21 protein-coding genes are annotated in these 22926 nt (G+C 72.4%); 13 read left to right on the top strand and 8 right to left on the bottom strand.

Annotated elements, in window-relative coordinates; all coding sequences use genetic code 11:
* The first annotated feature begins 138 nt into the window (after positions 1-138).
* Together ACFWW8_RS24475 and ACFWW8_RS24470 are read left to right on the top strand one after the other, a co-directional pair.
* Entirely contained in the window at positions 139-1824 is a 1686-nt protein-coding gene (locus ACFWW8_RS24475) for a ribonuclease J (protein WP_386531294.1), read from the top strand.
* 114 nt (positions 1825-1938) lie between these two features.
* Complete coding sequence (locus ACFWW8_RS24470) at positions 1939-2721, top strand: TetR/AcrR family transcriptional regulator (RefSeq protein ID WP_386531291.1); 783 nt, start codon at positions 1939-1941, stop codon at positions 2719-2721.
* 47 nt (positions 2722-2768) lie between these two features.
* Here the strand turns inward: ACFWW8_RS24470 and ACFWW8_RS24465 are convergent, their stop codons facing one another.
* Positions 2769-3161 (bottom strand): hypothetical protein, encoded by a 393-nt coding sequence (locus ACFWW8_RS24465; protein ID WP_386531289.1) that lies wholly within the window; start codon positions 3159-3161, stop codon positions 2769-2771.
* 442 nt (positions 3162-3603) lie between these two features.
* On the opposite strand from ACFWW8_RS24465, the gene ACFWW8_RS24460 reads away from it, so the two are divergent.
* The 5 genes from ACFWW8_RS24460 (at position 3604) to ACFWW8_RS24440 (ending at position 6824) form a co-directional block, all read left to right on the top strand.
* A complete protein-coding gene (locus ACFWW8_RS24460) occupies positions 3604-4437 on the top strand; it encodes an SDR family oxidoreductase (protein WP_386531287.1) in 834 nt (277 codons plus the stop codon).
* Between the two features lie 72 nt (positions 4438-4509).
* Positions 4510-4791, top strand: coding sequence for a hypothetical protein (locus ACFWW8_RS24455; RefSeq protein WP_386531285.1), 282 nt, complete (start codon positions 4510-4512; stop codon positions 4789-4791).
* Between the two features lie 3 nt (positions 4792-4794).
* Positions 4795-5166, top strand: a complete 372-nt coding sequence (locus ACFWW8_RS24450) for a toxin Doc (protein ID WP_386531283.1) — start codon at positions 4795-4797, stop codon at positions 5164-5166.
* A gap of 89 nt (positions 5167-5255) precedes the next feature.
* Positions 5256-6134, top strand: a complete 879-nt coding sequence (locus tag ACFWW8_RS24445) for a hypothetical protein (RefSeq protein WP_386531281.1) — start codon at positions 5256-5258, stop codon at positions 6132-6134.
* A gap of 189 nt (positions 6135-6323) precedes the next feature.
* Positions 6324-6824 carry a hypothetical protein gene (locus ACFWW8_RS24440; protein WP_386531279.1) on the top strand — a complete coding sequence of 167 codons (501 nt, stop codon included), beginning with the start codon at positions 6324-6326 and terminating at the stop codon, positions 6822-6824.
* A 65-nt stretch (positions 6825-6889) separates the two neighbouring features.
* On the opposite strand, the gene ACFWW8_RS24435 is transcribed toward ACFWW8_RS24440, so the two are convergent.
* Entirely contained in the window at positions 6890-8167 is a 1278-nt protein-coding gene (locus tag ACFWW8_RS24435) for a pyroglutamyl peptidase (RefSeq protein WP_386531278.1), read from the bottom strand.
* Between the two features lie 532 nt (positions 8168-8699).
* On the opposite strand from ACFWW8_RS24435, the gene ACFWW8_RS24430 reads away from it, so the two are divergent.
* On the top strand, positions 8700-8936 hold the full coding sequence (locus tag ACFWW8_RS24430) for a hypothetical protein (protein WP_386531276.1): 237 nt from the start codon (positions 8700-8702) through the stop codon (positions 8934-8936).
* A gap of 129 nt (positions 8937-9065) precedes the next feature.
* Here ACFWW8_RS24430 and ACFWW8_RS24425 read toward each other — a convergent pair whose 3' ends face one another.
* The 4 genes from ACFWW8_RS24425 to ACFWW8_RS24410 form a co-directional block, all read right to left on the bottom strand.
* Positions 9066-10838, bottom strand: coding sequence for an FG-GAP-like repeat-containing protein (locus ACFWW8_RS24425; protein WP_386531274.1), 1773 nt, complete (start codon positions 10836-10838; stop codon positions 9066-9068).
* 125 nt (positions 10839-10963) lie between these two features.
* Positions 10964-12676, bottom strand: a complete 1713-nt coding sequence (locus ACFWW8_RS24420) for a glycerol-3-phosphate dehydrogenase/oxidase (protein WP_386531273.1) — start codon at positions 12674-12676, stop codon at positions 10964-10966.
* A gap of 85 nt (positions 12677-12761) precedes the next feature.
* Positions 12762-14279 (bottom strand): glycerol kinase GlpK, encoded by a 1518-nt coding sequence (gene glpK, locus ACFWW8_RS24415; protein ID WP_386531272.1) that lies wholly within the window; start codon positions 14277-14279, stop codon positions 12762-12764.
* Between the two features lie 69 nt (positions 14280-14348).
* The gene (locus ACFWW8_RS24410) at positions 14349-15197 is read right to left on the bottom strand and encodes an MIP/aquaporin family protein (protein WP_386531270.1); all 849 of its coding nucleotides are present in this window, start codon (positions 15195-15197) and stop codon (positions 14349-14351) included.
* 332 nt (positions 15198-15529) lie between these two features.
* Between ACFWW8_RS24410 and dhaK the strand changes: the two genes are divergently transcribed.
* The 4 genes from dhaK to ACFWW8_RS24390 all read left to right on the top strand — a co-directional run bounded on the left by dhaK (position 15530) and on the right by ACFWW8_RS24390 (position 18718).
* The gene (gene dhaK, locus ACFWW8_RS24405; protein ID WP_386531268.1) at positions 15530-16534 is read left to right on the top strand and encodes a dihydroxyacetone kinase subunit DhaK; all 1005 of its coding nucleotides are present in this window, start codon (positions 15530-15532) and stop codon (positions 16532-16534) included.
* A 79-nt stretch (positions 16535-16613) separates the two neighbouring features.
* Positions 16614-17219 carry a dihydroxyacetone kinase subunit DhaL gene (gene dhaL / locus ACFWW8_RS24400; protein WP_386531266.1) on the top strand — a complete coding sequence of 202 codons (606 nt, stop codon included), beginning with the start codon at positions 16614-16616 and terminating at the stop codon, positions 17217-17219.
* A 116-nt stretch (positions 17220-17335) separates the two neighbouring features.
* Positions 17336-17713 carry a PTS-dependent dihydroxyacetone kinase phosphotransferase subunit DhaM gene (locus tag ACFWW8_RS24395; protein WP_386531435.1) on the top strand — a complete coding sequence of 126 codons (378 nt, stop codon included), beginning with the start codon at positions 17336-17338 and terminating at the stop codon, positions 17711-17713.
* Between the two features lie 207 nt (positions 17714-17920).
* The gene (locus ACFWW8_RS24390; protein WP_386531265.1) at positions 17921-18718 is read left to right on the top strand and encodes a DUF817 domain-containing protein; all 798 of its coding nucleotides are present in this window, start codon (positions 17921-17923) and stop codon (positions 18716-18718) included.
* A 95-nt stretch (positions 18719-18813) separates the two neighbouring features.
* Here ACFWW8_RS24390 and ACFWW8_RS24385 read toward each other — a convergent pair whose 3' ends face one another.
* Both ACFWW8_RS24385 and ACFWW8_RS24380 read right to left on the bottom strand, forming a co-directional pair.
* Positions 18814-19176, bottom strand: coding sequence for a DUF4180 domain-containing protein (locus ACFWW8_RS24385; protein ID WP_386531263.1), 363 nt, complete (start codon positions 19174-19176; stop codon positions 18814-18816).
* A 71-nt stretch (positions 19177-19247) separates the two neighbouring features.
* Entirely contained in the window at positions 19248-20024 is a 777-nt protein-coding gene (locus ACFWW8_RS24380) for an SDR family NAD(P)-dependent oxidoreductase (protein ID WP_386531261.1), read from the bottom strand.
* Positions 20025-20046: 22 nt separating this feature from the next.
* On the opposite strand from ACFWW8_RS24380, the gene ACFWW8_RS24375 reads away from it, so the two are divergent.
* The gene (locus ACFWW8_RS24375) at positions 20047-21006 is read left to right on the top strand and encodes an NAD-dependent epimerase/dehydratase family protein (protein WP_386531259.1); all 960 of its coding nucleotides are present in this window, start codon (positions 20047-20049) and stop codon (positions 21004-21006) included.
* Positions 21007-22926: the final 1920 nt, after the last annotated feature.

The raw sequence follows: 22926 nt of genomic DNA, 5'->3' as shown, positions 1-22926 counted from the left end.
CGGCCCCGTGGGCGACGTCGTCGACGCCCCCGTCGTGCGCCCCGCCGGGCCGGCCCGGCGGACCCCGGGCACACCACACACCGGCCGGTGGAGGAGTCAAAGGATCGCCTCACCAGCCACCTCCTATAACGTCAGGGCATGAGTCATCCGCATCCCGAACTGAAAACCGCCCCGCCGCTGCCGGCGAACGGGCTGAGAGTCATCGCCCTGGGCGGCCTGGGCGAAATCGGCCGTAACATGACCGTCTTCGAGTACGCAGGCAAGCTGCTCATCGTCGACTGCGGCGTGCTGTTCCCCGAGGAGCACCAGCCGGGGGTCGACGTCATCCTCCCGGACTTCACATCGATCCGGGACCGGCTGGACGACATCGTGGCCGTGGTGCTGACCCACGGCCACGAGGACCACATCGGGGGAGTGCCGTACCTGCTGCGCGAGCGGGCGGACATCCCGGTGGTCGGCTCGAAGCTGACGCTGGCGTTCCTGGAGGCCAAGCTCAAGGAGCACGGCATCCGCCCGCGCACCGTACGGGTCCGCGAGGGCGACCGGCGCGGCTTCGGCCCCTTCAACTGCGAGTTCGTGGCGGTCAACCACTCCATCCCGGACGGCCTCGCGGTCGCCATCCGCACCGGCGCCGGAATGGTGCTGCACACGGGTGACTTCAAGATGGACCAGTTCCCCCTGGACGAGCGCATCACCGACCTCCGCGCCTTCGCCCGGCTCGGCGAGGAGGGCGTCGACCTCTTCCTCACCGACTCCACCAACGCCGAGGTCCCGGGCTTCACCACCTCGGAGCGCGAGCTCAACCCGGCGATCGAGCAGGTCCTGCGGACCGCCCCGCGGCGGGTGATCGTCTCCAGCTTCGCCAGCCACGTGCACCGCATCCAGCAGGTCCTGGACGCCGCCCACCAGCACGGCCGCAAGGTCGCCTTCGTCGGGCGGTCGATGGTCCGCAACATGGGCATCGCCCGCGAGCTGGGCTACCTGAAGGTCCCGTCCGGCCTGGTCGTGAACATGAAGGAGCTGGAGAAGCTCCCCGACCACAAGATCGCCCTCGTGTGCACCGGCTCCCAGGGCGAGCCGATGGCGGCGCTGTCGCGCATGGCCAACCGCGACCACGTGATCCGCATCGGCAAGGGCGACACCGTCCTGCTCGCCAGCTCCCTGATCCCGGGCAACGAGAACGCGATCTACCGGGTGATCAACGGACTCACCCGGTGGGGCGCCAACGTCGTCCACAAGGGCAACGCCAAGGTGCACGTCTCCGGACACGCCAGCGCCGGTGAGCTCGTCTACTGCTACAACATCGTCAAGCCCCGCAACGTGATGCCGGTGCACGGCGAATGGCGCCACCTGCGCGCCAACGGCGACCTGGCCATCCGTACCGGCGTCGACCCCGACCGGGTCGTCATCGCCGAGGACGGTGTCGTCGTCGACCTCGTCGACGGCCGCGCCTCCATTACCGGCAAGGTTCCCGCGGGCTACGTCTATGTCGACGGCATGACGGTCGGCGGCGCCACCGAGGCGTCCCTCAAGGACCGTGTCACGCTGGCGCAGGAGGGCGTGGTCACCGTGGTGGCCATCGTCGACGCGAACACCGGATCCCTCGCCGAGGCCCCCGACTTCCTGGCCCGCGGGTTCGAGCACGACGACACCACCTTCGCGCCCGTGATCCCGGTGATCGAGAAGGTCCTGGCCACCGCGGCGTCGGAGGGTGTCGGGGACGCGGTCCAGTTGGAACAGCTCATCGCCCGCGCGGTGGCGAACTGGGCGTTCCGCACGCACCGCCGCAAGCCCCTCATCATCCCGGTGATCATCGACGCGTGATCATCGACGGGTGATCCGCGCTTCGGACGCTCACTGTGTACACCGTACTCATCTTCGGGTACGGTGTACACAGTTGTCGGCAGGGCCCCGGCCCGTGATCCGAGGAGCACACCCATGACCATGTCCGAGAGTTCCGGCGGCGGCGACGTCTCGCGCAGTCTCGAACTGCTGTGGGGGACCGGCGAGCGCCCGTCCCGCGGCCCGAAGCCGGGCCTGACGCTGGAGCGGATCGTCGAGACCGCCGTGGCCGTCGCCGACGCCGAGGGGCTCGAAGCGGTGTCGATGCGGCGGGTGTCCAACGAGCTCGGCACCGGCGCCATGTCCCTGTACCGCTACCTGCCGGGCAAGGCCGAGCTCCTGGACCTGATGCTCGACCAGGTCCAGGCCGAGGGCGAAGGCGCGCTCAAGGAGGCCCGGACCTGGCGCGAGGCACTGCACGCCGCCGCCCATGCCTCCCTCGCCCTCTACCACCGCCATCCCTGGCTCCTCCACGTCAACCAGGCCCGCCCGGTGATGGGGCCCCACGCGGTCCGCGCGCTGGAGCGGACCCTGGCCCACATCCAGGACATGGAGGGCCTCAGCGACCAGGAACTGATCTCGGTGATCATCACCCTGGAGGGGTACGTCACCGGCGTCGCCCGCACCCACGTCCACGCCGTCGAGGCCAGGGACAGCGGCGCCATGAGCCCGGAGGAGTTCTGGCAGGCGCAGACCCCGGTGCTCGCGCAGGCCATGGCCAGCGGCGCCTACCCGAGGATGGCGGCCCTCGACGAGAACGCCTTCGCGGGCGACGTCGACCACTTCGGCTTCGGCCTGCGGTGCCTGCTGGACGGGTTCGAGGCCCTCGTGGCGTCCCGGGCCGGAGGCCACGAGGGCGGACCGGACGCCCGGGGCTGACGCTCCCGGAGCCGGGCGCGACCGCGCGGAACGGCCGTGATGCGGGGTCAGCAGGCGGTGAAGAGGGCCTGGTCCACGTCGTCCAGGATGAACCCGTTGTCGAAGCGGACCCGGACCGTGACGCGGGGACCCTGCTCCTGATAGGCGGTCCACGCCGGCTCCAGGGCGCCGATCTTCTCCTCCAACTGCTGCCTGCTTCCCGCGGGCATCTCGGGGCCGAAGGCGTCGAGGAGTGACGTGAGCCGCTCGTACTCGCGCACCTCCCCGCTCTGGTGCCGGTGCTCGACCACCCGCTCGACGGTGCCCTCCGTGCCCGCCGCGAGGGACAGGGACCCGGCGAAAGCGGTCGGCGGCGCCGACGGGTCGTCCGCCACCGCCGTCGCCTCGATCAGCCTGGTCTCCGTCGCGAGCCGGACCCGCCGGCCTTCCATCAGGGTCATCGCTTCGTCATCCCTCGGGTTCGGTACGCGCCGGCCGCCGGGACCGGCCGCCCGCCACACCCCCAGTATCGGTGCCGGGCCGTCCCGACCGGCGCCCGGGACCTCCGGCGTCGGACCTACCGGACGCGCCCCCGGACGGGGCGCGCGTGGTCGAGATCGGCTGAGGGTCGTCCCGTGGTCCTGGTGGATCAGCGCGCGGCGTCAGATGCGGTGCATCGCAAGGCGGAGGGACGCCCTCATACCGGGCGTTTGGGGGCGTACCGACAACGTGACCGCATCCCGGGGGTCCGGGGACGGGCACCGGGGTGGGTGTGCGCCCCGGTGCGCGCCGGTCGCGCTTTCGCACGCCCCTGCACGAGGGCTGACCAGGGGCCGGGCCGCCGACGACCATGGGGCGCCGGGACCGACTCCGGCTCGGCATCACCGACGTGCGGGGGGATCCATGGCGCGACGCTGGCTGGTGACGGGATGTTCCTCCGGACTGGGGAGGGCGCTGGCCGCCGCGGCGGCCGGGGCCGGTCACCGGGTGGCGGTCACCGCGCGCAAGACGGCCGCCCTGGACGACCTCGCCGCGGACTGGCCCGGCCGGATCACCCCGATCGCGCTCGAACTGCGCGATGCGGCCCAGTGCGAGGATGCGGTGCGGACCGCCGCCGACCGGCTCGGCGGCATCGACGTGCTCGTCAACAACGCCGGATGCGGCCTCTTCGGCGCCGTCGAGGAGGTCTCCGACGCGGAGCTGCGCGACCAGCTGGAGACCCTGGTCGTCGGCCCGTGGCGGCTGTCCCGGCTGGTCCTGCCGCTCATGCGGGCCCAGGGGCACGGCCACATCGTCAACGTCTCCTCGCTCGCCGGTCGCATGGCCTTCCCCGGGCTGGGCGCGTACGTCGCCGGCAAGTACGCCCTGGAAGGCATGAGTCAGGCGCTGGCCGCCGAGGCCGCCCCCCAGGGCGTCCGGGTCACCGTCGTCGAACCGGGGGTCTTCGCCACCCGCTACGGGACCTCCCTCGCGGAGGCGGGCCGCCGGATGCCGCAGTACGCCGAGTCGACCGGGGCGATGCTCGACGCGTTCCGCGTCATGGCGGACGACACCGCGACCGGCAGGCCCGAGGACTTCGCCGCCCGGGTCCTCGACATCGTCGCCGCGGACGCATCGACCCCGCTGCGGGTCCCGATCGGCGACGACGCGTACGCCTACGTGGACCTGGCGGAGCAGGCGGCCCGCGAGGAACTCGCCGCGGCGCGCGCCCTCGTGGACGGCCCGCCCCCGCTCTGACCGGGCGGCGCCTCCCGGACCGTTCGGTCGTTCCCCTGCCGCTGCTTTACGTGCTGCTGTACGGTCGTGACCATGTCTAAGACGGTGACGATCAGGGTCGAGGAACAGTTGCACGCGCTGCTCAGGGAACGGGCGGACGCGGAGGGCACCACGGTGACCGCGCTGATCACGCAAGCGGCGCAGGACGCGGTCCGCGACCCGCGCCTGGAGGAGGCGGGCGAGGTCTTCCGGGCCTTCCTCACCGACCAGGGCGACGCCTTCGACCAGGCGTTCCCCGGCGACGCGCCGACCCGCCCCGATGCGCCCCGTCCCGGCGCGCCGTCCCGCCGTGGCGCCCCGGGCCGGGCCGCCTGAGCCGTGGAGCTCTACGTCGACATCCGCTGGCTCCTGGAGCGCCAAGCCGAGGTTCTGCCCAAGCAGCCCTCCATCCACGACTTCTCCGCCCTCGTCGCCGCAGTCGGCCGGCACCGCGTCAACACTCCCCAGATCGGCGCCACCGTCGACAACGCCTGGCGGGCGGCCGCCCTCATGCACGCCGTGATCCGGCTGCGCCCGCTCCCGGCGCGCAACGCCCTGTTCGGCGCGGGCCTGGTGGCGGCGTACATGCACGCCGCCAACGAGGGGATCGACGCCCCTTACGGGGCGCTCGTCGACCTGGCGCAGGACATCGACGCCGGCCGCGCCGACGCGTACGACGCCGCCGACCGCATCCGGTCCTGGCGCGTGTGAAACGCGGCCGTTCCAACGGGAACGGCCCGTCGGCCAGCGGCCGTCGCCCGCCCGGCGACACGCGTCCCGCGCCCCGTAGCATCGCGGCCATGACGCGTTCCGAGCACGGCGGCCGAGCCGGCGGGGGATCCACCGCTCCCTGGCGCGTCACCGTGGAGACGTACGGGCAGCGGCCCGGCCCGCCGCCGTACGACCGGCGCGGCGTCGCGGCCGAGCGGCCGCTCGCCTCGCGCGACGGCCTGGGCGTCCACGGCCGGGTGGGTGCCGTCAGCTGCGTCGACGCCGCGGGAGAAACCCGTTGGACCCACCGCTGCGCGGGCCGGCCCAACGCGGCGCACATCGCCGGAGGGCGGGTCCTGGTCACCACGGACTCCCTGGAGTACACCCCGTGGGGCAACCTCGGCCCGGCCCTGCTCCTCGACCTCTCGGACGGCGCCAAGATCGCCGAACTGCGCGGCGAGCGCGGCGCGGCCCTCCCCGGTGGCCGCTTCCTGCTCGGCCTGGAGGGATACGACGTCTTCGACACGTGGGAGCACGACCGCGACGGCGCCGTCGTCGACACCTGGCGGAGCTACGGTCACTACGTCGTCGGTACCGGGATCCGGGTCGTCGAGGCCGACCGCGCCGTCCCCACCAGCAGCCGGGTGGTCCGTCTGCAGCCCGGCGGCGTCATCGAGCGCGGTCCGCGGCTGAACGATCCGACGCCCCCACGTCCCCTCGTCCTCGACGACGGCACCATCCTCGCCCTCGACGCGGGAGTGCTGCGCGCCGTCGACCGCCGCCTCCGCGGCACGGTCCTCGCTGAGCTCCTGCCGATCGCCCCCGACCGGGCGTCCGGGCACGTCTGTACCTTGCGCCGGGAAGGCACGCAGGTCACCGCGGTCATCGCCGAACCGCTCCCGGACCAGCACCCGATCCGGTACACCATCCACACCTGGACCCTGAACCTCCGGCCGCCGCGCACCTGAGGGAGCGCAGGACCGACCCCGGCCGCGGCGAGCCGGACAACACCGCCCTGGTCACCGGCGACCTGACCGCGGTCATGGCCGCGCCGGTCCACCGCCTCTGACGCCCCCTGCCCTCCCCGCCCACCCGGTCCCGCACGGAGCGCCAGGGGCCGATCCGGGGCGGCGGCCGCGCCGGGCATACTGCTCGTCATGACGTCCCCGCTCGCCTCGCGCGTCCAGCTGATGCTCACGTTCGTGCTCGTGACGTGCGGGGCGGTCGGCGGAGCGTGCCTCGGGTTCCTGCTGTCCGGCCGGCTGGCGGCCCTGGTCCTGGCGGGAACGGCCGGTCTGGGCGCGGGGATCGGGGCCCACCTGTCCCGTCGGCAGGTCGTCGCCCTCCTCCGCCCCGCCCCCGTACCGACTCCGGTCGACGGCTACGCGGAGGGGCTCGCGGACGCGGCGCTGCTGTGCATCGCGACGTACCAGGCGGCCGTGTTCCCGCTCACGCCCGACGGGGTGACGGAGGAGGAGCGCAGGGCCCGCCGCCACATCGCCTACCGGATCTCCGCCTACGAGGGCCTGCCGCACCCGGTCCAGACCTCGGCGGCCGCCGCGCTCGAAGCCATCGACCACGGAGGGGACGCGGAACGGGCCGAGGCCGCCATGAGGGCCCTGGGCATCACGGTCTACGACCACCGCGGCGGCCGGTGACCCGGTGACCCGGTGACCCGGTGACACGTCCGGGCCGTCCGGGTCCCGACCCGCTCCGGGATGTGTCAGCGCCCTCCGCCGGAGCTGCGCAGTACCGCCAGCACCTGGGACGTGATGGCGCTCTCGTTGCGCTCGAAGTCGGTGCCGGTCAACTGGGCCGGATCCGAGGGCAGTCCGGTCAGTACCGGGGTGTGCAGATGACCGCCGGGCAGGCCGGGGCGCAGTTCCGTCCGGAGGCGGTTCGAGCGGTAGGCGACCTCGTTGGAGAGGTAACCGCCGCCACCGCCCGCCACCGCGCGCGAGCCGGGGGTCGGTCCGTCCGCCCGGTCCACCGGCGTCTGCTGACCGTCCGGGATTTCGGTGACGGCCGTGTTCAGGCGTACGGGGTACGGCGTCTGGACGGAGGTCATGGCCTCCGTGGGCAGGCTGGTCCGCAGGAACTCGGGCCCCGGGCCCATCCCCGGCGCGGTGACGGGGCGATCGTACGTACCGCCCGACAGGGCGCCCGTGTTGTCGGGGTACGGATCGGCCGAGCGGGCGCGTCCCGCCCAGGCCTCCAGGGTGAAGATCCCGGGGTAGCCCTGGCTGATACTGGTGATCATGTCCGCGGAGCGCGGGCCTGCGGCGAACCGCGGACCGTAGGCGCGCTCGACGATGCCGGCGTTGAAATCGGCGTAGCGCACCGGCAGGACCACGGCCCGGAACTCGGCGACCGTACCGTCGGTCAGGGTGATCCGGCGGCCGTTGAGCTGGAGCGCCGCCGAGCCCGACGGATTGGCCCGGCGCAGCTCGGCATCGAGCCCGAACGGGTCGAATCCGCTCACGAAGATCCGCCGCACGCCCGGGGTGCCCCGGAACTCGTTGTCCGTCAGGCCGCGCGAGGCGTCCTCGAAGCCGGACCTCAGCGCGGCCCGGTCGACCGGGAACTGCGGCTGCCACCGGGCCAGTTGCACCGTCATGGCGAGCCGGGCCCAGTACAGGGGGCGGTCGTCCCCGGCGGCGAGGTCCCCGCCGGGACGCCGCCCCTGCGCGCGGTCGACGGAGGCCTGCCACAGGGCTTCGCCCCAGGCCTCCAGCAGCCGCACCGCCTCGGCGGCGCTGCGCACGCCGCACAGTGCGGCCGGGAAGCGGTGTACGAAGCCGTCGAGCCCCGCCCGCTGGGGGAAGGCCGCGGACCGGGGGTCCGTCAGGCGGTTCTGCTCGGGATCCGGGGAGGGGACCGCGGCCGCGGTGACACCGCCGGGGCAGGCGGATGCGGTGTCCGCGTGCGCGGTGGCGGGCGGGAGGACGGCGGTCATGCCCAACAGGGCGGCGGCGAGGGCCACACGACGTAAGAACATCATGCGATGTGACATTACATAGGCCGCCGCCCACGTCACCCCACCAGGGTCGAACTCGCGCCATGCCGTTCCCCTCCCGGGCACCGCATACTCGGCGGGATGGAGCGGGGACGCATGACGGAGACGATGCCTGTGGTGCGCACGTACGGTTCGCGGAGGGGCTGTCCGGCCCGTACGGTGTAGATCACCGCAGCTCCTGACCGCGTACCCCGTACGGATACGGCGGTGAGAAGTCCAAGGGCAGCCTGGTGGCCGTGCGCGAGGGCAACACCCTGGCGACGTTCTACACCTTCGGTGTCGACGCGCAGTTCCCGGGTGACGTGGTCGACGTCCAGCACATGAAGATCGGCTGACGCCGCACGGGCGTACGGGGGCCGGCGTGCGTCGGACCCGTACGGGCGGGTGTGGGCACCGGCCGGGCGGCAGTGGCCCACACCGGGTGGAGACGCCGCAGGGGGGATGCGGTCCGGCCACGGTTGGATATCGGGGCGCCGGCAAGGGGTGACGTGCCAGCGGCACGGGCGTTGTTCCTGGTGTGGAAGACCCCGGGAAGCTGTTCGCGCGGGCGCCGCTCGACGGCGAGATGTGGCAGGACGCCCTCGTGCACGGTGCGGAGTGCCCGCGGTGCCGGGACCTCGGTAGCCCCCGCCCCGGGGGTCTCGCCGTCGCCCGGGACCCTGAGGGGACGAGGCCGGGGAGCAGCAGGGGCTGGATGGTCGCCCTGGCGGCGGTCACCGTCTTGGCCGCCGTGCTCAGCACGGCCCTGCACTGACACCGCGGCAGGCGGCCCCGCCGACTCGCTGTCGGCGGCGAGCCCGCCCGCTCCCCCGTGCCGGGTACGCGCCCCGGCGCTCCCGGCGGCGCGGAGCCGTCGGGAGCGCCGGGGGAGCGGAGCGCCGGATCAGCCGACGATGACCGGTGCCGGGTCGATGCCGGTCGCCGTGGACCGGAACCAGACGGCGGTGCCGTCAGCGCGGGTGGCTGCCAGGTCTGTACGGCCGTCGCGGTCGAAGTCGCCGGCCGAGACCAGGGCCGGGTAGGCGGACCGGGTGAGACCCGAGCCGATCTTGACCCGGTCGCCCTCGGCCCAGCTCGCGAGAGCGAGCCGCCCGTCGCCGCCCTTGGCCCCCCGTACGGCGAACAGGTCGCCCGTCGCGTCGTCGCGCACCCACAGGTCGGCTGCGCCGTCGCCATCGGTGTCGCCGGGGATCAGGACGGAAACCGCGTCCCAGCCGCCGTCGCCGACCAGGACCGGCGGGCCGTCGATGTCCAGGTAGCCGGAACGGCTGCCGTGGTACGCCCAGAGCTTGGTGCCCTGCTTCACCAGTAGGTCGGGCTGCCCGTCGCCGTTGACGTCACCGGCGTCGGCGATGTCCCGGGCGTCGGCCCAGTGATTGTTGCCGGTCCACGCCGGATCGTCGCTGACGCACCCCTGATCCGGGTCGGCGACCGGGCAGAACACGTCCAGCAGCACGGCGTCGTGCGAACGGACGCTGCCGAGGCCCGTGTTCGGCACGACCTTGAGCTGGTTCCCCTTCACGACCTCGTTGTACTCCAGGACCAACAGGTCGTTGTAGCCGTCCTCGCCCCAGTCCCCGCCGATGGCGATCCGGGTGCCGGGGGCGAAGGACGCCCCGGCGTCGGCAGGGGCGGCGAAGGTGCCGTCGGCACGGCCGGCGGAGAAGCGGAGCCGTCCGTCCGCGGCCAGGCTCCACAGGTCGCGCAGGCCGTCGCCGTTCAGGTCGCCGGACGTGTCGCGGACGCCTCCGTTGCCGAGCGCCCAGATGCGGTAGAGAGCCTGGTCGGAGCGATTCCCGGCCTTGTCGACGCTGTAGGCGTAGACGGTGTGCGGGCCGGAGGAGGCCGGAGTGAGGACCGCGGTGCCGCCGGGCGTCACGGTCGCCTCGCGGAAGTCCCAGTCCGACCAGTAGACGACCTTCTCGATGTTGGCCGCGGCGCCCGCGCCGAAGGTGAACGTACCCGGCGTGCGGGCCTTGCCCGTGTGTGCGGGCGTGCCGTTCGAGGCGTCGGGGAACTCGGGCGAGCTGATCGCCGGCGCCGCGGGCCGGGCCACGACGGCGCTCAGCCGTACGCTCGCCGGGGCGAAGCGCTTCCAGGCACCGGCGTCGGACTCGTTCGCGGCGAACAGGCCGACGGTGACCGAGCCGAGGCCGCCGGCCGCCGCCTCCTTGACCACGGCGGTGGCATCGAATTCGAGGTCACCCGCAGGGCAGCCGGCGGGGCCCTTGGCGGCCTTCACCGTGGCGAGCTTGACGCGCTTGGCCGGCTGCGCCTTCCAGGTCGTCTTCGCCGAGACGGCATCGGTGCTCCACAGCTCGACCGGCTTGGCCGTGCACGAGGCCGCGCCCGTGTTGCCGATCCGGAAGGTCGCCCTGGAGACGGTGGCGCCCTTGAACGCGGTGGTGTCCAGCTGGACGTACGAGCGGGACAGGCCCCCGGAGGCACCCTCGTTGCCGACGCGCAGATCTTCGGCGGCGTTCCAGTACGAGCGGGTCGGGAACTTCCGGGACACCTGCGTCCAGGCCTGCGCGCCGACGGAGCTCTCCCCCGGCCCCACGGCGGCCGCTGCCGTCGCCGCTCCGGCCAGCACGCCGGTCACGGCGAGCCCTCCGACCAGGGCGAGCGACACCGCGCCCGAAACTGTCTTTAGCATGCACACTCCAGATGTCGATCAGTACGCGTCCGACCTTAGTCGCACACCTGATCGCTGGAGGAATGCTTTTTCGGTCCGTCAGCAGGGCCGTGGCCAGGGAGGATTCCCCATCACCGCGGTGGCGGTCAGCCCGCGGGGATGATGTCGGGGGCGCCGAGGCGTACCGCGTCGGCGGTCCGGTCGTCCGGCTGCTGCTGCGCCTCGCGTTCGGCGGCCACCCGCTTGAGGTAGTGGTCGACCTCACGGTCCTGGTGTGCCCGGTCCCATCCCAGGTGAGGAGCCATCAGCTCGGCGACGGTCCGGGCGGCGTCCACGCCCCGGTCCCACGACTCGATGGAGATCCGGGTGCGCCGGGCCAGGACGTCCTCCACGTGGCGGGCGCCCTCGTGGGTCACCGCGTACACCGCCTCGACCCGCAGGTAGTCGTCGGAGCTCGGCAACGGCTCCCCGAGCGAAGGATCTTCCGCGACCATGGCGAGCAGCTCGTGCACCAGTGAGCCGTAGCGGTTCAACAGGTGCTCGATCCGGGCGACGTGGAGCCCGGAACGGGCGGCGAGGCTCTGCCGCGCGTTCCACAGCCCCGGATAACCGTCGGCGCCGAGCAGGGGAACGCGCTGGGTGGTGCAGTCGGGGACCTTCTCGTCCAGTCCGCGCACCGCCTCGTCGACCGCGTCCTTCGCCATGATCCGGTACGTCGTGTACTTGCCGCCCGCCACCACGACCAGCCCGGGCACCGGGTGCGCCACCAGGTGTTCCCGCGACAGCTTGCTGGTCTCCGCGGCCTCGCCGGACAGCAGGGGGCGCAGCCCCGCGTAGACGCCTTCGACGTCCTCGGGGACGAGGGGGGTCGTCAGGACCGCGTTGACGTGGTCCAGCAGGTACGTGACGTCCCGGGAGCTGAGGGCGGGATGCGCCTTGTCGAGCGTCCAGTCGGTGTCGGTCGTCCCGATGATCCAGTGCCGTCCCCACGGGATGACGAACAGCACGCTCTTCTCGGTGCGCAGGATCAGCCCGGTGCGCGAGTTGATCCGGTCGCGCGGGACCAGGAGGTGCACGCCCTTGGACGCGCGGACGTGGAACTGGCCGCGGGTGCCGGCCATCCCCTGGGTGTCGTCGGTCCACACACCGGTGGCGTTGATGACCTGCTTGGCCCGCACCTCGGTCTCGGCGCCGGTCTCCAGGTCGGTGACGACGGCGCCCACCACCCGCTCGCCCTGGCGCAGGAACCGGCTGACGCGGGTGCGGTTGGCGGCCAGCGCCCCGTACGCGACGGCCGTGCGGGTGAGGAACATGGTGTGCCGGGCGTCGTCGACCTGGGCGTCCCAGTACTGGACCGCGCCGACCAGCGCGTCGGAGCGCAGGGCGGGTGCCTCCCGCAGGGCTTGGCGCTTGAGCAGGTGCCGGTGGTGGGGCAGGCCCCTGGACGTGCCGGAGGCGGTGGCCATGGTGTCGTACAGGAGCACGCCTGCGCCCACGTACGGCCGTTCCCAGACCCGGTGTTGCAGGGGGTAGAGGAAGGGCACCGGGCGCACCAGGTGAGGAGCCAGGAACTGGAGCAGAAGCCCGCGTTCCTTGAGCGCTTCGGCGACGAGCCGGAAGTCCAGCATCTCCAGGTAGCGCAGTCCGCCGTGGATCAGCTTGCTGGAGCGGCTGGACGTGCCCGACGCCCAGTCCCGGGCCTCGACGAGGCCGACCCGCAGGCCCCGGGTGACGGCGTCCAGCGCCGCCCCGGCGCCGACGACGCCGCCGCCGACGACCAGGACGTCGAGCTCCCCCTCGCCCAGCCGGGCGAGGGCCTCCGAGCGGGCTCCGGGCGACAGAGCCACCGGATTCACCATGGTCTCCTCCTGGTCGTGCGGGTGCGGGTGCGGCGGACGCGGATGCCGGCGCGGATGGGGTGAGGGCTTTGTCGCCCGCCGCGGCCTACTCGACCGTGGCCCAGTCGAGCGTGCGCTCCACCGCCTTCTTCCAGCCCGCGTACCCCTCCGCCCGCTGCTCCTCGGACCACTCGGGCTCCCAGCGCTTGGATTCCTGCCAGTGGGTGCGCAGTTCGTCCGTGTCCCGCCAGAACCCGGTGGCCAGTCCGGCCGCGTACGCGGCGCCGAGCGCGGTCGTCTCCGCCACGACGGGGCGGCTGACCGGGACACCCAGCACATCGGCCTGGATCTGCATGCACAGGTCGTTCGCGGTCACGCCGCCGTCGACCTTGAGCACGTCGAGGTGCACGCCGGAGTCCTGCTCCATCGCCTCCACCACATCGCGGCTCTGGTAGCAGATGGCCTCGAGTGCGGCGCGCGCCAAGTGACCGTTGTCGTGGTAGCGGGCGAGGCCGACGATCGCGCCGCGGGCGTCGGAACGCCAGTACGGGGCGAACAGGCCGGAGAACGCGGGGACGAAGTAGATGCCGCCGCTGTCCTCGACGGTACGGGCGAGGCGTTCGCTCTCCGCGGCGTCACCGATGATCTTCAGCTGGTCGCGCAGCCACTGGATCGCGGAGCCGGTGACGGCGATGGACCCCTCCAGCGCGTAGATCGCCGGGCTCCCCTCGAACTGGTAGGCCACGGTGGTGAGGAGGCCGTGCTGCGACCGGACCAGCTCGGTGCCCGTGTTGAGCACCAGGAAGTTGCCGGTGCCGTACGTGTTCTTGGCCTCGCCGGGGGCGTAGCAGACCTGACCGACGGTGGCCGCCTGCTGGTCGCCGAGCACGCCGGTGATGGGGATGGCCTCCCGCAGCGGCCGGGACGTCCGGGTACGGCCGAATGCCTCCCGGTGGGAGGACGGATTGATGGTCGGCAGCATCGACCGGGGTACGCCGAAGAAGCCCAGCAGTTCGTCGTCCCAGTCGAGGGTCTCCAGGTCCATCAGCATGGTGCGGCTGGCATTGGTCACGTCGGTGGCGTGGATGCCGCCGTCGGGTCCTCCGGTGAGGTTCCACAGCACCCAGCAGTCGGTGTTGCCGAAGAGCGCGTGGCCCTGCTCGGCCGCCTCGCGGACTCCGTCGACGTTCTCCAGGATCCACTGGATCTTCCCGCCGGAGAAGTAGGTGGCCGGCGGGAGTCCCGCCTTGCGCCGGATGACGTCGCCCTGGCCCGAGCGCTCCAGCGCGGCAGCGATGGAGTCCGTGCGGGTGTCCTGCCAGACGATGGCGTTGTAGTAGGGACGGCCGGTCCGCGGATCCCAGACGACGGTGGTCTCGCGCTGGTTGGTGATGCCGATGGCCGCGAGGTCGGAGGCGGAGATGTTCCCGTGCCGGAGCGCGTTCTGCATCACCGAGTTGGTGCGCTCCCATATCTCGACCGGGTCGTGCTCGACCCATCCCGAGCGCGGGAGGACCTGTGTGTGCTCCAGCTGGTGCTTGGCCACCTCGTTGCCTGCGTGGTCGAAGATCATGAAACGGGTGCTGGTGGTCCCCTGGTCCACTGCGCCGACGAAGTCAGCCATGGGATGCCGCCTCTCTTGGGGCTTCTCCTGCGGCGGGGCGGACCGGTACCGGCCCGCCCCGGGATCCGGTCAGCTCTCGTCCGGGGACGGGACCCGCCCGGGCGGTTCCGGCTCGGCGGTCGGCAGGAACCGGCCGATGAAGAACTTGTACAGACCCGCGCCGAGCAGACCGCCGATCAGCGGTCCGATGATGGGCACCCAGAAGTAGAAGTGCCCGTACTGATCCCGCCACGCTCCGCCGTACCCGGTGAGGAAGCTGGCGAGCCGGGGGCCGAAGTCGCGTGCCGGGTTGATGGCGTAACCGGCGTTGGTGCCCCAGGCCATGCCGATCGCCACGACGATCAGGCCGACGATGAACGGAGCCAGGTTGGCGCCGGGCGGCGTGCCCAGCAGGTCCGTGACCGCGAGGATCAGCAGGAGCAGGATCGCGGTGCCGATGATCTGGTCGCGCAGTGCGCCCCATTCGGTGACCGGCAGGTTCGTGTTCCCGTTGGCCGGCAGCGTGGAGAAGACGCCTTGCGTTTTGATCGTGTGCCCGGGGTCGGCCTTGGCCAGTGCCTCGGTGTAGTTCCACCGTACGATCAGGGCCGCCACGAAGGCCCCTGCCGTCTGCGCGAGGGCGTAGGGAGCCACCTTGCTCCACGGAAAGCCCTTGAACGCCGCCAGCGCCACGGTCACGGCGGGATTGAGATGGGCGCCGCTCAGCCGTGCGGCCACGTACACGCCCAGGGTGACGCCGAGGCCCCAGGCCCAGGCGATGCTGTCGTGATTGCCCAGACCGCCCGCGGGGTCCGTCAGGGCCCCTCCGGCGACCACCTGGGCCACCACTCCACAACCGAAGAGGATGAGGATCATGGTGCCGGCGAACTCGGCCGACAGCTCGCCCACCAGCCCCGACCGCTTGAACCGCTCCGTCATGGGTGCCCGCTTCCCGCCGGGCCTAAGACCGGCCGTCGACAGCCCCGAGTCTCCGCAAGCATTTTAGTACCGGGATCGCCGGCCGTGCGAGCGGACGGTCGCCGCCCGTGCCGGCGGACGGTACGGGGACGGCGCGCGCCCGCGGCGACGACGGGGTACCGGGGACGGCGCGCGCCTGCCACGACGGTACGGGGACGCGCGCGCCCGCGGCGATGCGGTCTTCCGGGCGGCGCATCCGTCGCGGATGCCGGGGCCCCGGCGGCACACTGGGTGGGAGGGCGCGCGCCGCACCGGTCGCGGGCCCGCCCGTCCGTTCCCCCGGGAGGTACCCGATGAAGATGCTGATCAACAGTGCGGACACGGTGGTCGCGGACGCCCTGCGCGGGATGGCGGCCGCCCACCCGGAGCTCGACGTCGACGTGGAGCGGCGGATCATCGTACGGCGGGACGCCCGGGAAGGCGGCCGCGTCGGGCTGGTGTCCGGCGGCGGCTCCGGACACGAGCCCCTGCACGGGGGATTCGTCGGGTACGGGATGCTGTCGGCCGCGTGTCCCGGCGAGGTGTTCACCTCACCGGTGCCCGACCAGATGGTGCAGGCGGCCAAGGCCGTGGACGCGGGGCAGGGCGTGCTCTTCGTCGTCAAGAACTACACCGGGGACGTCCTCAACTTCGACATGGCCGCCGAGCTCGCCGAGGAGGACGGCATCCGGGTCGAGCGCATGCTGGTCGACGACGACGTCGCGGTCACCGACAGCCTGTACACGGCCGGGCGGCGCGGCACCGGGGCCACGCTCTTCGTGGAGAAGATCGCCGGCGCGGCGGCCGAGGCGGGCGCCCCGCTGGACCAGGTGGCGGCGGTGGCCCGCAGGGTCAACGGGGCCTCGCGCAGCTTCGGCGTGGCACTGAGCGCATGCAGCACCCCCGCGAAGGGCAGCCCGACCTTCGACCTGCCGGAGGGCGAACTGGAACTCGGCGTCGGGATCCACGGCGAACCGGGCCGCGAGCGGCGCGCGATGATGTCGGCCCGGGAGATCGCGGAGTTCGCCGTCGGCGCCGTCCTCGACGACCTGGCGCAGGTCGCGCCGGCCGACGGACCGGTGTTGGCTCTGGTCAACGGGATGGGCGCGACACCGCTGCTGGAGCTGTACGGGTTCCACGCCGAGGTGGCGGCGGTGCTGGCGGCCCGGGGCGTCCCGGTGGCGCGCACCCTCGTGGGCAACTACGTGACCTCGCTGGACATGGCGGGCTGCTCCGTGACCCTGTGCCGGGCCGACGACGAACTGCTGCGGTTGTGGGACGCGCCCGTGCAGACGTCCGCGCTGCGGTGGGGCCGCTGACCCCGCTGACCGTAAGGTGGCGGTAGGACGATGGCGGCCGCCGGGCGGGTTGGGTTCCGGCGCGAGGCGAGGAGATCCGGTGCGAGACGCAGACTTCTTCCGGCGCTGGATGGTGGCCACCACGGCCGCCGTGGAGCGCGAGTCGGACCGGCTCACCGAACTCGACTCACCCATCGGGGACGCCGACCACGGCAGCAACCTCCTGCGCGGCTTCACCGCGGTCCGGGCCGCCCTGAACAAGGACACCCCGGCCACGCCGGGAGGGGTGCTCCTGCTCGCCGGGCGGACCCTGATCTCGACCGTCGGCGGCGCTTCGGGCCCCCTCTACGGGACGCTGCTGCGGCGTGCCGGCAAGGACCTCGGGGACGCCGCCGAGGTCTCCGACGAGGACCTCAGGCAGGCCTTGGACGCGGCGGTCGGTGCGGTGGCGTCCCTCGGCGGGGCCGCCCCGGGCGACAAGACGATGCTGGACGCCCTGCTGCCGGGGATCGCCGCGCTGGGCACCTCCTACCGGGCCGCCGCCGACGCGGCGGACGGCGGAGCCCTGGCGACGGTCCCGATGCAGGCGCACAAGGGCCGGGCCAGTTACCTGGGCGAGCGGAGCATCGGGCACCAGGACCCGGGCGCGACCTCGTCGGCACTGCTGCTGGGGGCACTGGCGGACGTCGCGGACGGTGTGCTGTGAAGGGGCCGGAGGTGGGGACGGGTGGTGGCCCGGGTCCGGGTCCGGGTCCTGGTTCGGGCGCGGACGCGGGTACGGGTGCGGGTTCGGATGCGCGCTCCGGCCCGGTCGGCGTCGTACTGGTCTCGCACAGCGCGGCGGTCGCCACGTCGGTGGCCGACCTGGCACGGGGCCTGGCCGCGGGTGGGCCCGTGGCGCCGGTGGCCGCTGCGGGCGGCACGCCCGACGGCGGGCTGGGCACGAGCGCCGAGCTGATCCTCGCCGCCGCGCACGAGGTGGACCGCGGCGCCGGGATCGCCCTGCTGGTCGACTTGGGCAGTGCCGTACTCACCGTCAAGGCACTGCTGGAGGACGACGAACTCCCCCCGGGGTCCCGGCTGGTGGACGCCCCGTTCGTGGAGGGCGCGGCGGCGGCGGTCGTCGCAGCCTCCGCCGGAGCCACCCTGGACGCGGTCGCCTCGGCCGCGGGGGAGGCGTACACGTACCGCAAGAGCTGAACGGCGCCGGTCGGCACGCAGGCAGGCCGTCCGTAGGCCGTCTGTAGGCCGTCTGTGGGCCGCACGCAGCCCCCGGCGGCACTGCCGCGGGCGCCGGCCGCGCGCAACCATCGGCGCCGGCGAGCCGTCTGCGAGGGCATGACGTTTCGGAAGGTATCCCACGGCTGTGCACAGTTCTGGCGCTTCGGATGCGACCAGGTGCGGGCCGTGGCCTTCGCCGTGGTGCTCGTGGGCGGCATCGGCGCATCGCGGCTGCTGCCCGCCGATCTGCCGGTCGCGCGCTACGACCTGCTCCTGCTCTTCGGCGTGGCCCTGACCGTCCTGGCCCGCAAGGTCGGCTGGGACGACGCCCGGGACACCGCCGTGATCCTGGGCTGCCACGTCGTCGGGCTGCTCTTCGAGCTGGTGAAGGTACGCATGGGGTCGTGGAGCTACCCGGAGGACGCGCTGACCAAGGTCGCGGGCGTTCCGCTCTACGGCGGCTTCCTCTACAGCGCCGTGGGAAGCTACTGCTGCCGCGCCTGGAAGATCATGGACCTGTCGCTGGTCCGGTACCGGCCGCGCACCATGGCCGTACTGGCGGCCGCCGTCTACCTGAACTTCTTCACGCACCACTGGCTGCCGGACGCCCGGCTCGTGCTCGCCGTGCTGCTGATCGCGGCGATGGCCGGTACCTGGGTCCACTTCACGGTGGGCGCATCCCGCTACCGGATGCCGCTGGCCCTGGCCTTCGCGCTCATCGGCTTCTTCCTCTGGGTGGCGGAGAACGCGGCCACCTACGTCGGGGCCTGGAGCTATCCCCACCAGCTCGACGGCTGGCAGCCGGTCCCGCTGAGCAAGTTCGGCGCCTGGGCGCTGCTGATCAGCGTGACGTTCGTGCTGGTCGCCCGTACCCGCCGTCGAGGGGCGGGGGACGCGGGGATCCGGTCGGCGTCCGGCGAGACGGACCGGACCGGTACGACGGGCGGGTCGGTGAAGGACGCGCCCGCTCTGGCGACGTCGTAAGACCGCGCCCGGAACCCCTGCCGGGCCCACAACCTGGGCCGGGGGTCCGGGCACGGGCCGCGCGGTGCGGGGCACGCGTACGGCTGGTGGCTCGGTCAGCCCTGCAGTCGCTCCGCGAGCTGCTCCTTGTCCTGTACGAACCAGAGCTGGCGCCCGTTGTTGCACTCCCGGACGAAGTCCCCGAATGCGGGGCTGGTTTCCGTGTGCCGGGTGATGTCGCCGAGTACGACCAGGCCGATGCGGTACTGCGCGAACTTCTGGCTGATGTGACCGGCGACGCGGGTGCGGAGCCGGAAGAAGTCGTCACTGAGCCGCGCGGCGGGCACCACGACCCAACGCGCCTCCTGATAACCGGCGTTGCCGATGAGGTCCAGTGCGTCCTGCTCGCTCCCGATGGACGGTCCCTCGGCTGCGCAGACGAGGACGGGGATGTCGTGGATCTCTTCCAGGGTGGTCATGCCGAAAGGCTATAGCGGTTGTTCGTGCGTGTGGGTGTTGTGGGTGGTGGTGTGTGGGTGGGTGCGGGTGGTTATCGGGTGGTCCAGCCGCCGTCGATGGAGAGGGTGGTGCCGATGACGAAGGTGGCGCGGGGGCTGCAGAGCCACGCGGCGGCTTCGGCGATTTCGGTGGGGGTGGCGATGCGGGGGAGGGGGGTGGTGGTGAGGAGGGTTTGTTCCATGTGGGGGTTTTCGTTGAGCCAGTTGGTGATCATTTCGGTGCGGGTGGTGCCGGGGGCGATGGCGTTGATGCGGATGTTGTGGGGGGCGTATTCGTTGGCGGCGGCTTTGGTGAGGCCGATGATGGCGTGTTTGGAGGCGATGTAGGGGGCGGTGACGGGGGTGGCGACGAGGCCGGCGGTGCTGCTGTTGTTGACGATTTGGCCGTGTCCGTTTTTGAGCATGGCGCGTATTTCGTGGCGCATGCTGTTCCAGGTTCCGCGGGTGTTGGTGTCCATGATGGTGTCGTAGGTGGTTTCGTCGAGGAGGTGCATGGGTTGGGGGGTGGCGCCGGTGCCGGCGTTGTTGAAGGCGGAGTCGAGGCGTCCGTAGGTTTTGATGGCGGTGTTGACGGCGTGGGCGATTTGGTGGGTGTTGCGGACGTCGGCGATGACGTATTGGGCGTGGTGGCCTTGGTCTTGGAGTTCTTGGGTGAGGGCGGCGAGTTGGGGTTCGCGGCGGGCGACGAGGGTGACGGCGGCGCCTTCGCGGCAGAAGACGCGGGCGGCGGCGGCTCCGATGCCGCTGCTGGCGCCGGTGATGAGGGCGGATTGGTTGGCCATGAGGGGTGTGCTGGTGCCGCTGGTCATCGCGTGAACGTAGCATGCGGGGATGGGTGTTGTGGGGTTTGGTGGGCGGGTTTTGGTGGTGGGGGCGGCTGGTTTTGTGGGGTCGGCTGTGGTGGGGCGGTTGGTGGGGTTGGGGGTGGGGGTGAGGTTGTTGGTGCATCGGGTGGGGGTGCCGGTGGGGTTGGAGGGTGTGGAGGGGGTTGAGGTGGTGTGGGGGGATTTAGGGGTGGTGGGGTCTTTGCGGGGGGTGTGTGAGGGGGTGGGGGTGGTGTTGCATTTGGCGTCGCGGGTGGGTGGGGGGTGGGAGGAGTGCCGGGTGGTGAATGTGGAGGGGACGCGGGCGTTGTTGGGGGAGGCGCGGCGGGCGGGGGTGGGTCGGGTGGTGCAGTTGGGGACGGCTGCGGTGTATCGGGACGGGGTGCATCGGGGTGCGGTGGAGGGGGAGTTGGAGGAGGGGCCGGTGTCTGCGGCGAGTGTGACGCGGTTGGAGGGGGAGCGGTTGGTGTTGGGGGCGGGGGGGACGGTGTTGCGGCCGCATCTGGTGTTCGGGCAGGGGGATCGGTGGGTGGTGCCGTCGTTGGTGGGGTTGTTGGGGCGGTTGCCGTTCTGGGTGGATGGGGGGCGAGCGCGGATGTCGATGGTGTCGGTGGATGTGCTGGCGGATGTGCTGGTGGAGTTGGCGTTGGGGGGTGGGGTGTCGGGGGGTGTGTTGCATGTGGGGCATCCGGTGCCGGTGAGTGCGCGGGAGTTGGTGGGGACGGTGGTGGGGGAACTGGGTTTGGTGTTGCCGTCGGGGGAGGTGGATGTGGAGGGTGCGCTGGCGTGGTTGGGGGGTGTGGGTGGTGGGGGTGCGGATGCGGGGGTGCGGCGGTTGGTGTCGTTGCTGGCGGTGGATCACTGGTATGACAGTGGCCGGTTGTGGGGTTCGGTGGGTGTGTCGCCGGGGCCGAGGTTTTCGCAGGCGTTCGGCCGGTATGCGGAGTGGTATCGGCAGCAGTTGTGAGGCGGCCGAGGACAGGCCGGCCCGCCCCGGGCCCGCCCCGGTCCGGCCCGCCTCGTCCCCGGTCCGGTCCGCCCTGGTCCGCCTCGCCGCGGTCCGGTCCGGCCCGGTCCGCCTCGGTCCGCTTTGCCTCGCCCCGGTCCGCCGACTGGCCTTGGCCCGCCTCGGCTGGCCCCGGCCCGCCTCGCCTCGCCCCGCCTCGGCTGGCCCCGCCTCGCCTCGCCTAGCCTCGGCTGGCCCCGGCCCGGCCCGGCCCGCCTCGCCTCGCCGCGGTCCGTCTCGGCTGGCCCGGCCCGCCTCGCCCCGCCTCGCCCCGGCCCGCCTCGCCCCGGCCCGCCGCGGCCCGCCCCGGTCCGCCTCGGCTCGCCTTGGCCCGCCCCGGCCCGGTCCGGTCCGCCTCGCCTCGCCGCGGTCCGCCTTGGCGCGCCCCGGTCCGGCCCGCCTCGTCTCGACCTGGTCCGCCTTGGTTGAGGCCCCGGTGCTCTGACCGCAACGGTTCACCCGGTTCTTGTATCTGGCTCTGCGGCGTCAGAGTGCCTGGTGGTCGCTCATGCGCGGAAGATCGCGAGTGTCTTTCTGGGGTTTCGGGGGCCGTGTGCGGTGTGGAAAGCTTTTGCAGCGGTCCAGGCCGGGACTCGATCCTGGGCGTTGCGTTTGATGTTCTGGCGGGGGTATTCGCGTCTGTTGAGGTCTGTCTCTTCTGAATCGATTTGGTTTGGATGGTTTAGCGGGTTGTTGAGCGTGGCGGTCCTCATGCCTTACTCGTGTTCCCAGTCGCTGTGGTCCTGCGTCGCGTATCAGTCCTGTGGCTGGGCAAGGAGATGCTGTTCCGCCTCATTCATGGGGGGAGAGGCTGGTGCTGCGGCCGTCTGGTGCGCTGGGGCGGGTGCTCATCAGGCTGCTGTTCGTGGTGGTCTGCCGCCCTGGCGGATGTCTTTCTCCCTGCGGATGCGGATGCGGATGCGGGCGCGTTCGCGTTGTTGTACTGCGGGGTTGTGGTTGGTGGCGTGAGGTTGCGCGGATGGGGCGGATAACGGTTTCCCGCGCGTTTGCAGTGCGGGGGCACCACCGCCGGTACTGCTCCCGCAGAGCTTCCGGGTATCGGGGCCGTGCGGCCTTCTCGTTCTGCCCCGTTGCCGGTTGCCGGTTGCCGGTGCCGGTGCCGGCTGGTGTGGGGGTGCGGGGCTGGGAAGGTGTTGATGTCGTGGGTGCCGGTTGTGTGCGGGTTCCTTCAGCATGCTTGTCCGGGTTGGCGGGGTGCCGGGTTGTCACGTGGGGTGGCGCAGAGGGCTTTTCGGTTCGGGTTTAGCCGGTGCTCAGGCCGCTGATCTGCGGATCGCCGGTACCTGTGGTTGCCCGGTGGCATCACCATCCCGGCGGATTGTGTGGGGGGTTGGTGTCCTGTTTCTGGGTGCGCCTGGGTTGTGTGGTGGGTTGGCTGGTTGCCGTGTGTGTGCTGGGTGGCGTGGAATCGGCTGGTGGCGGTGTGGGGGCGGGCTGCCTGGCCGTGTGGCTTTTTGCGGGGGTGGTGCCCGGTGTGTTGGCGCCCGGCCGTGGGTGTGGGTGCGGGGCGGGCTGGGGGCCTGGGTGTGGCGTGGTGGGGATTCCCGGGCCGTGTTCCCCGGGTGGGGGAGGGGAGTGGTGGTGTGGCACCGGCGGGTGGCTGCGCGGCTTGGTGGGGCTGACCGTGCGGTGGGGCTGACCGTGCGGTGGGGGGCGTTGTGGTGTGCGTGCCGTTGTGGTGACGGGTCCTGTGAAGGTGTGTGTGGCGTCACGGGCGGTGCCCCGCCTCTGCCGGGAGGTGTCCGGGTGCCGGCCTTGCCCGGTGCCCGGTGCCCGGTGCCCGGTGCCCGGTGCCCGGTGCCTGGTGCCCGGGTGTGGGGTGTGGTGGGCCGGTGGGCCGGTGGGCCGGTGGGCCGGTGG

The sequence above is a fragment of the Streptomyces sp. NPDC058701 genome (assembly GCF_042715295.1).
Taxonomy (GTDB): domain Bacteria; phylum Actinomycetota; class Actinomycetes; order Streptomycetales; family Streptomycetaceae; genus Streptomyces.
The sequence above is the reverse complement of the archived record's forward strand: the minus strand, read 5'-3'. Positions and strand labels throughout refer to the sequence as shown.

Coding starts and splice junctions, on each gene's coding strand:
- ACFWW8_RS24375 (WP_386531259.1), top strand. CDS start 20,047: ATGGGTGTTGTGGGGTTTGGTGGGCGGGTTTTGGTGGTGGGGGCGGCT.
- ACFWW8_RS24385 (WP_386531263.1), bottom strand. CDS start 19,176: ATGACCACCCTGGAAGAGATCCACGACATCCCCGTCCTCGTCTGCGCA.
- ACFWW8_RS24435 (WP_386531278.1), bottom strand. CDS start 8,167: ATGATGTTCTTACGTCGTGTGGCCCTCGCCGCCGCCCTGTTGGGCATG.
- glpK (WP_386531272.1), bottom strand. CDS start 14,279: ATGGCTGACTTCGTCGGCGCAGTGGACCAGGGGACCACCAGCACCCGT.
- ACFWW8_RS24420 (WP_386531273.1), bottom strand. CDS start 12,676: ATGGTGAATCCGGTGGCTCTGTCGCCCGGAGCCCGCTCGGAGGCCCTC.
- ACFWW8_RS24425 (WP_386531274.1), bottom strand. CDS start 10,838: ATGCTAAAGACAGTTTCGGGCGCGGTGTCGCTCGCCCTGGTCGGAGGG.
- ACFWW8_RS24445 (WP_386531281.1), top strand. CDS start 5,256: ATGACGCGTTCCGAGCACGGCGGCCGAGCCGGCGGGGGATCCACCGCT.
- ACFWW8_RS24440 (WP_386531279.1), top strand. CDS start 6,324: ATGACGTCCCCGCTCGCCTCGCGCGTCCAGCTGATGCTCACGTTCGTG.
- ACFWW8_RS24460 (WP_386531287.1), top strand. CDS start 3,604: ATGGCGCGACGCTGGCTGGTGACGGGATGTTCCTCCGGACTGGGGAGG.
- ACFWW8_RS24470 (WP_386531291.1), top strand. CDS start 1,939: ATGACCATGTCCGAGAGTTCCGGCGGCGGCGACGTCTCGCGCAGTCTC.
- ACFWW8_RS24475 (WP_386531294.1), top strand. CDS start 139: ATGAGTCATCCGCATCCCGAACTGAAAACCGCCCCGCCGCTGCCGGCG.
- ACFWW8_RS24465 (WP_386531289.1), bottom strand. CDS start 3,161: ATGACCCTGATGGAAGGCCGGCGGGTCCGGCTCGCGACGGAGACCAGG.
- ACFWW8_RS24410 (WP_386531270.1), bottom strand. CDS start 15,197: ATGACGGAGCGGTTCAAGCGGTCGGGGCTGGTGGGCGAGCTGTCGGCC.
- ACFWW8_RS24380 (WP_386531261.1), bottom strand. CDS start 20,024: ATGACCAGCGGCACCAGCACACCCCTCATGGCCAACCAATCCGCCCTC.
- dhaK (WP_386531268.1), top strand. CDS start 15,530: ATGAAGATGCTGATCAACAGTGCGGACACGGTGGTCGCGGACGCCCTG.
- ACFWW8_RS24455 (WP_386531285.1), top strand. CDS start 4,510: ATGTCTAAGACGGTGACGATCAGGGTCGAGGAACAGTTGCACGCGCTG.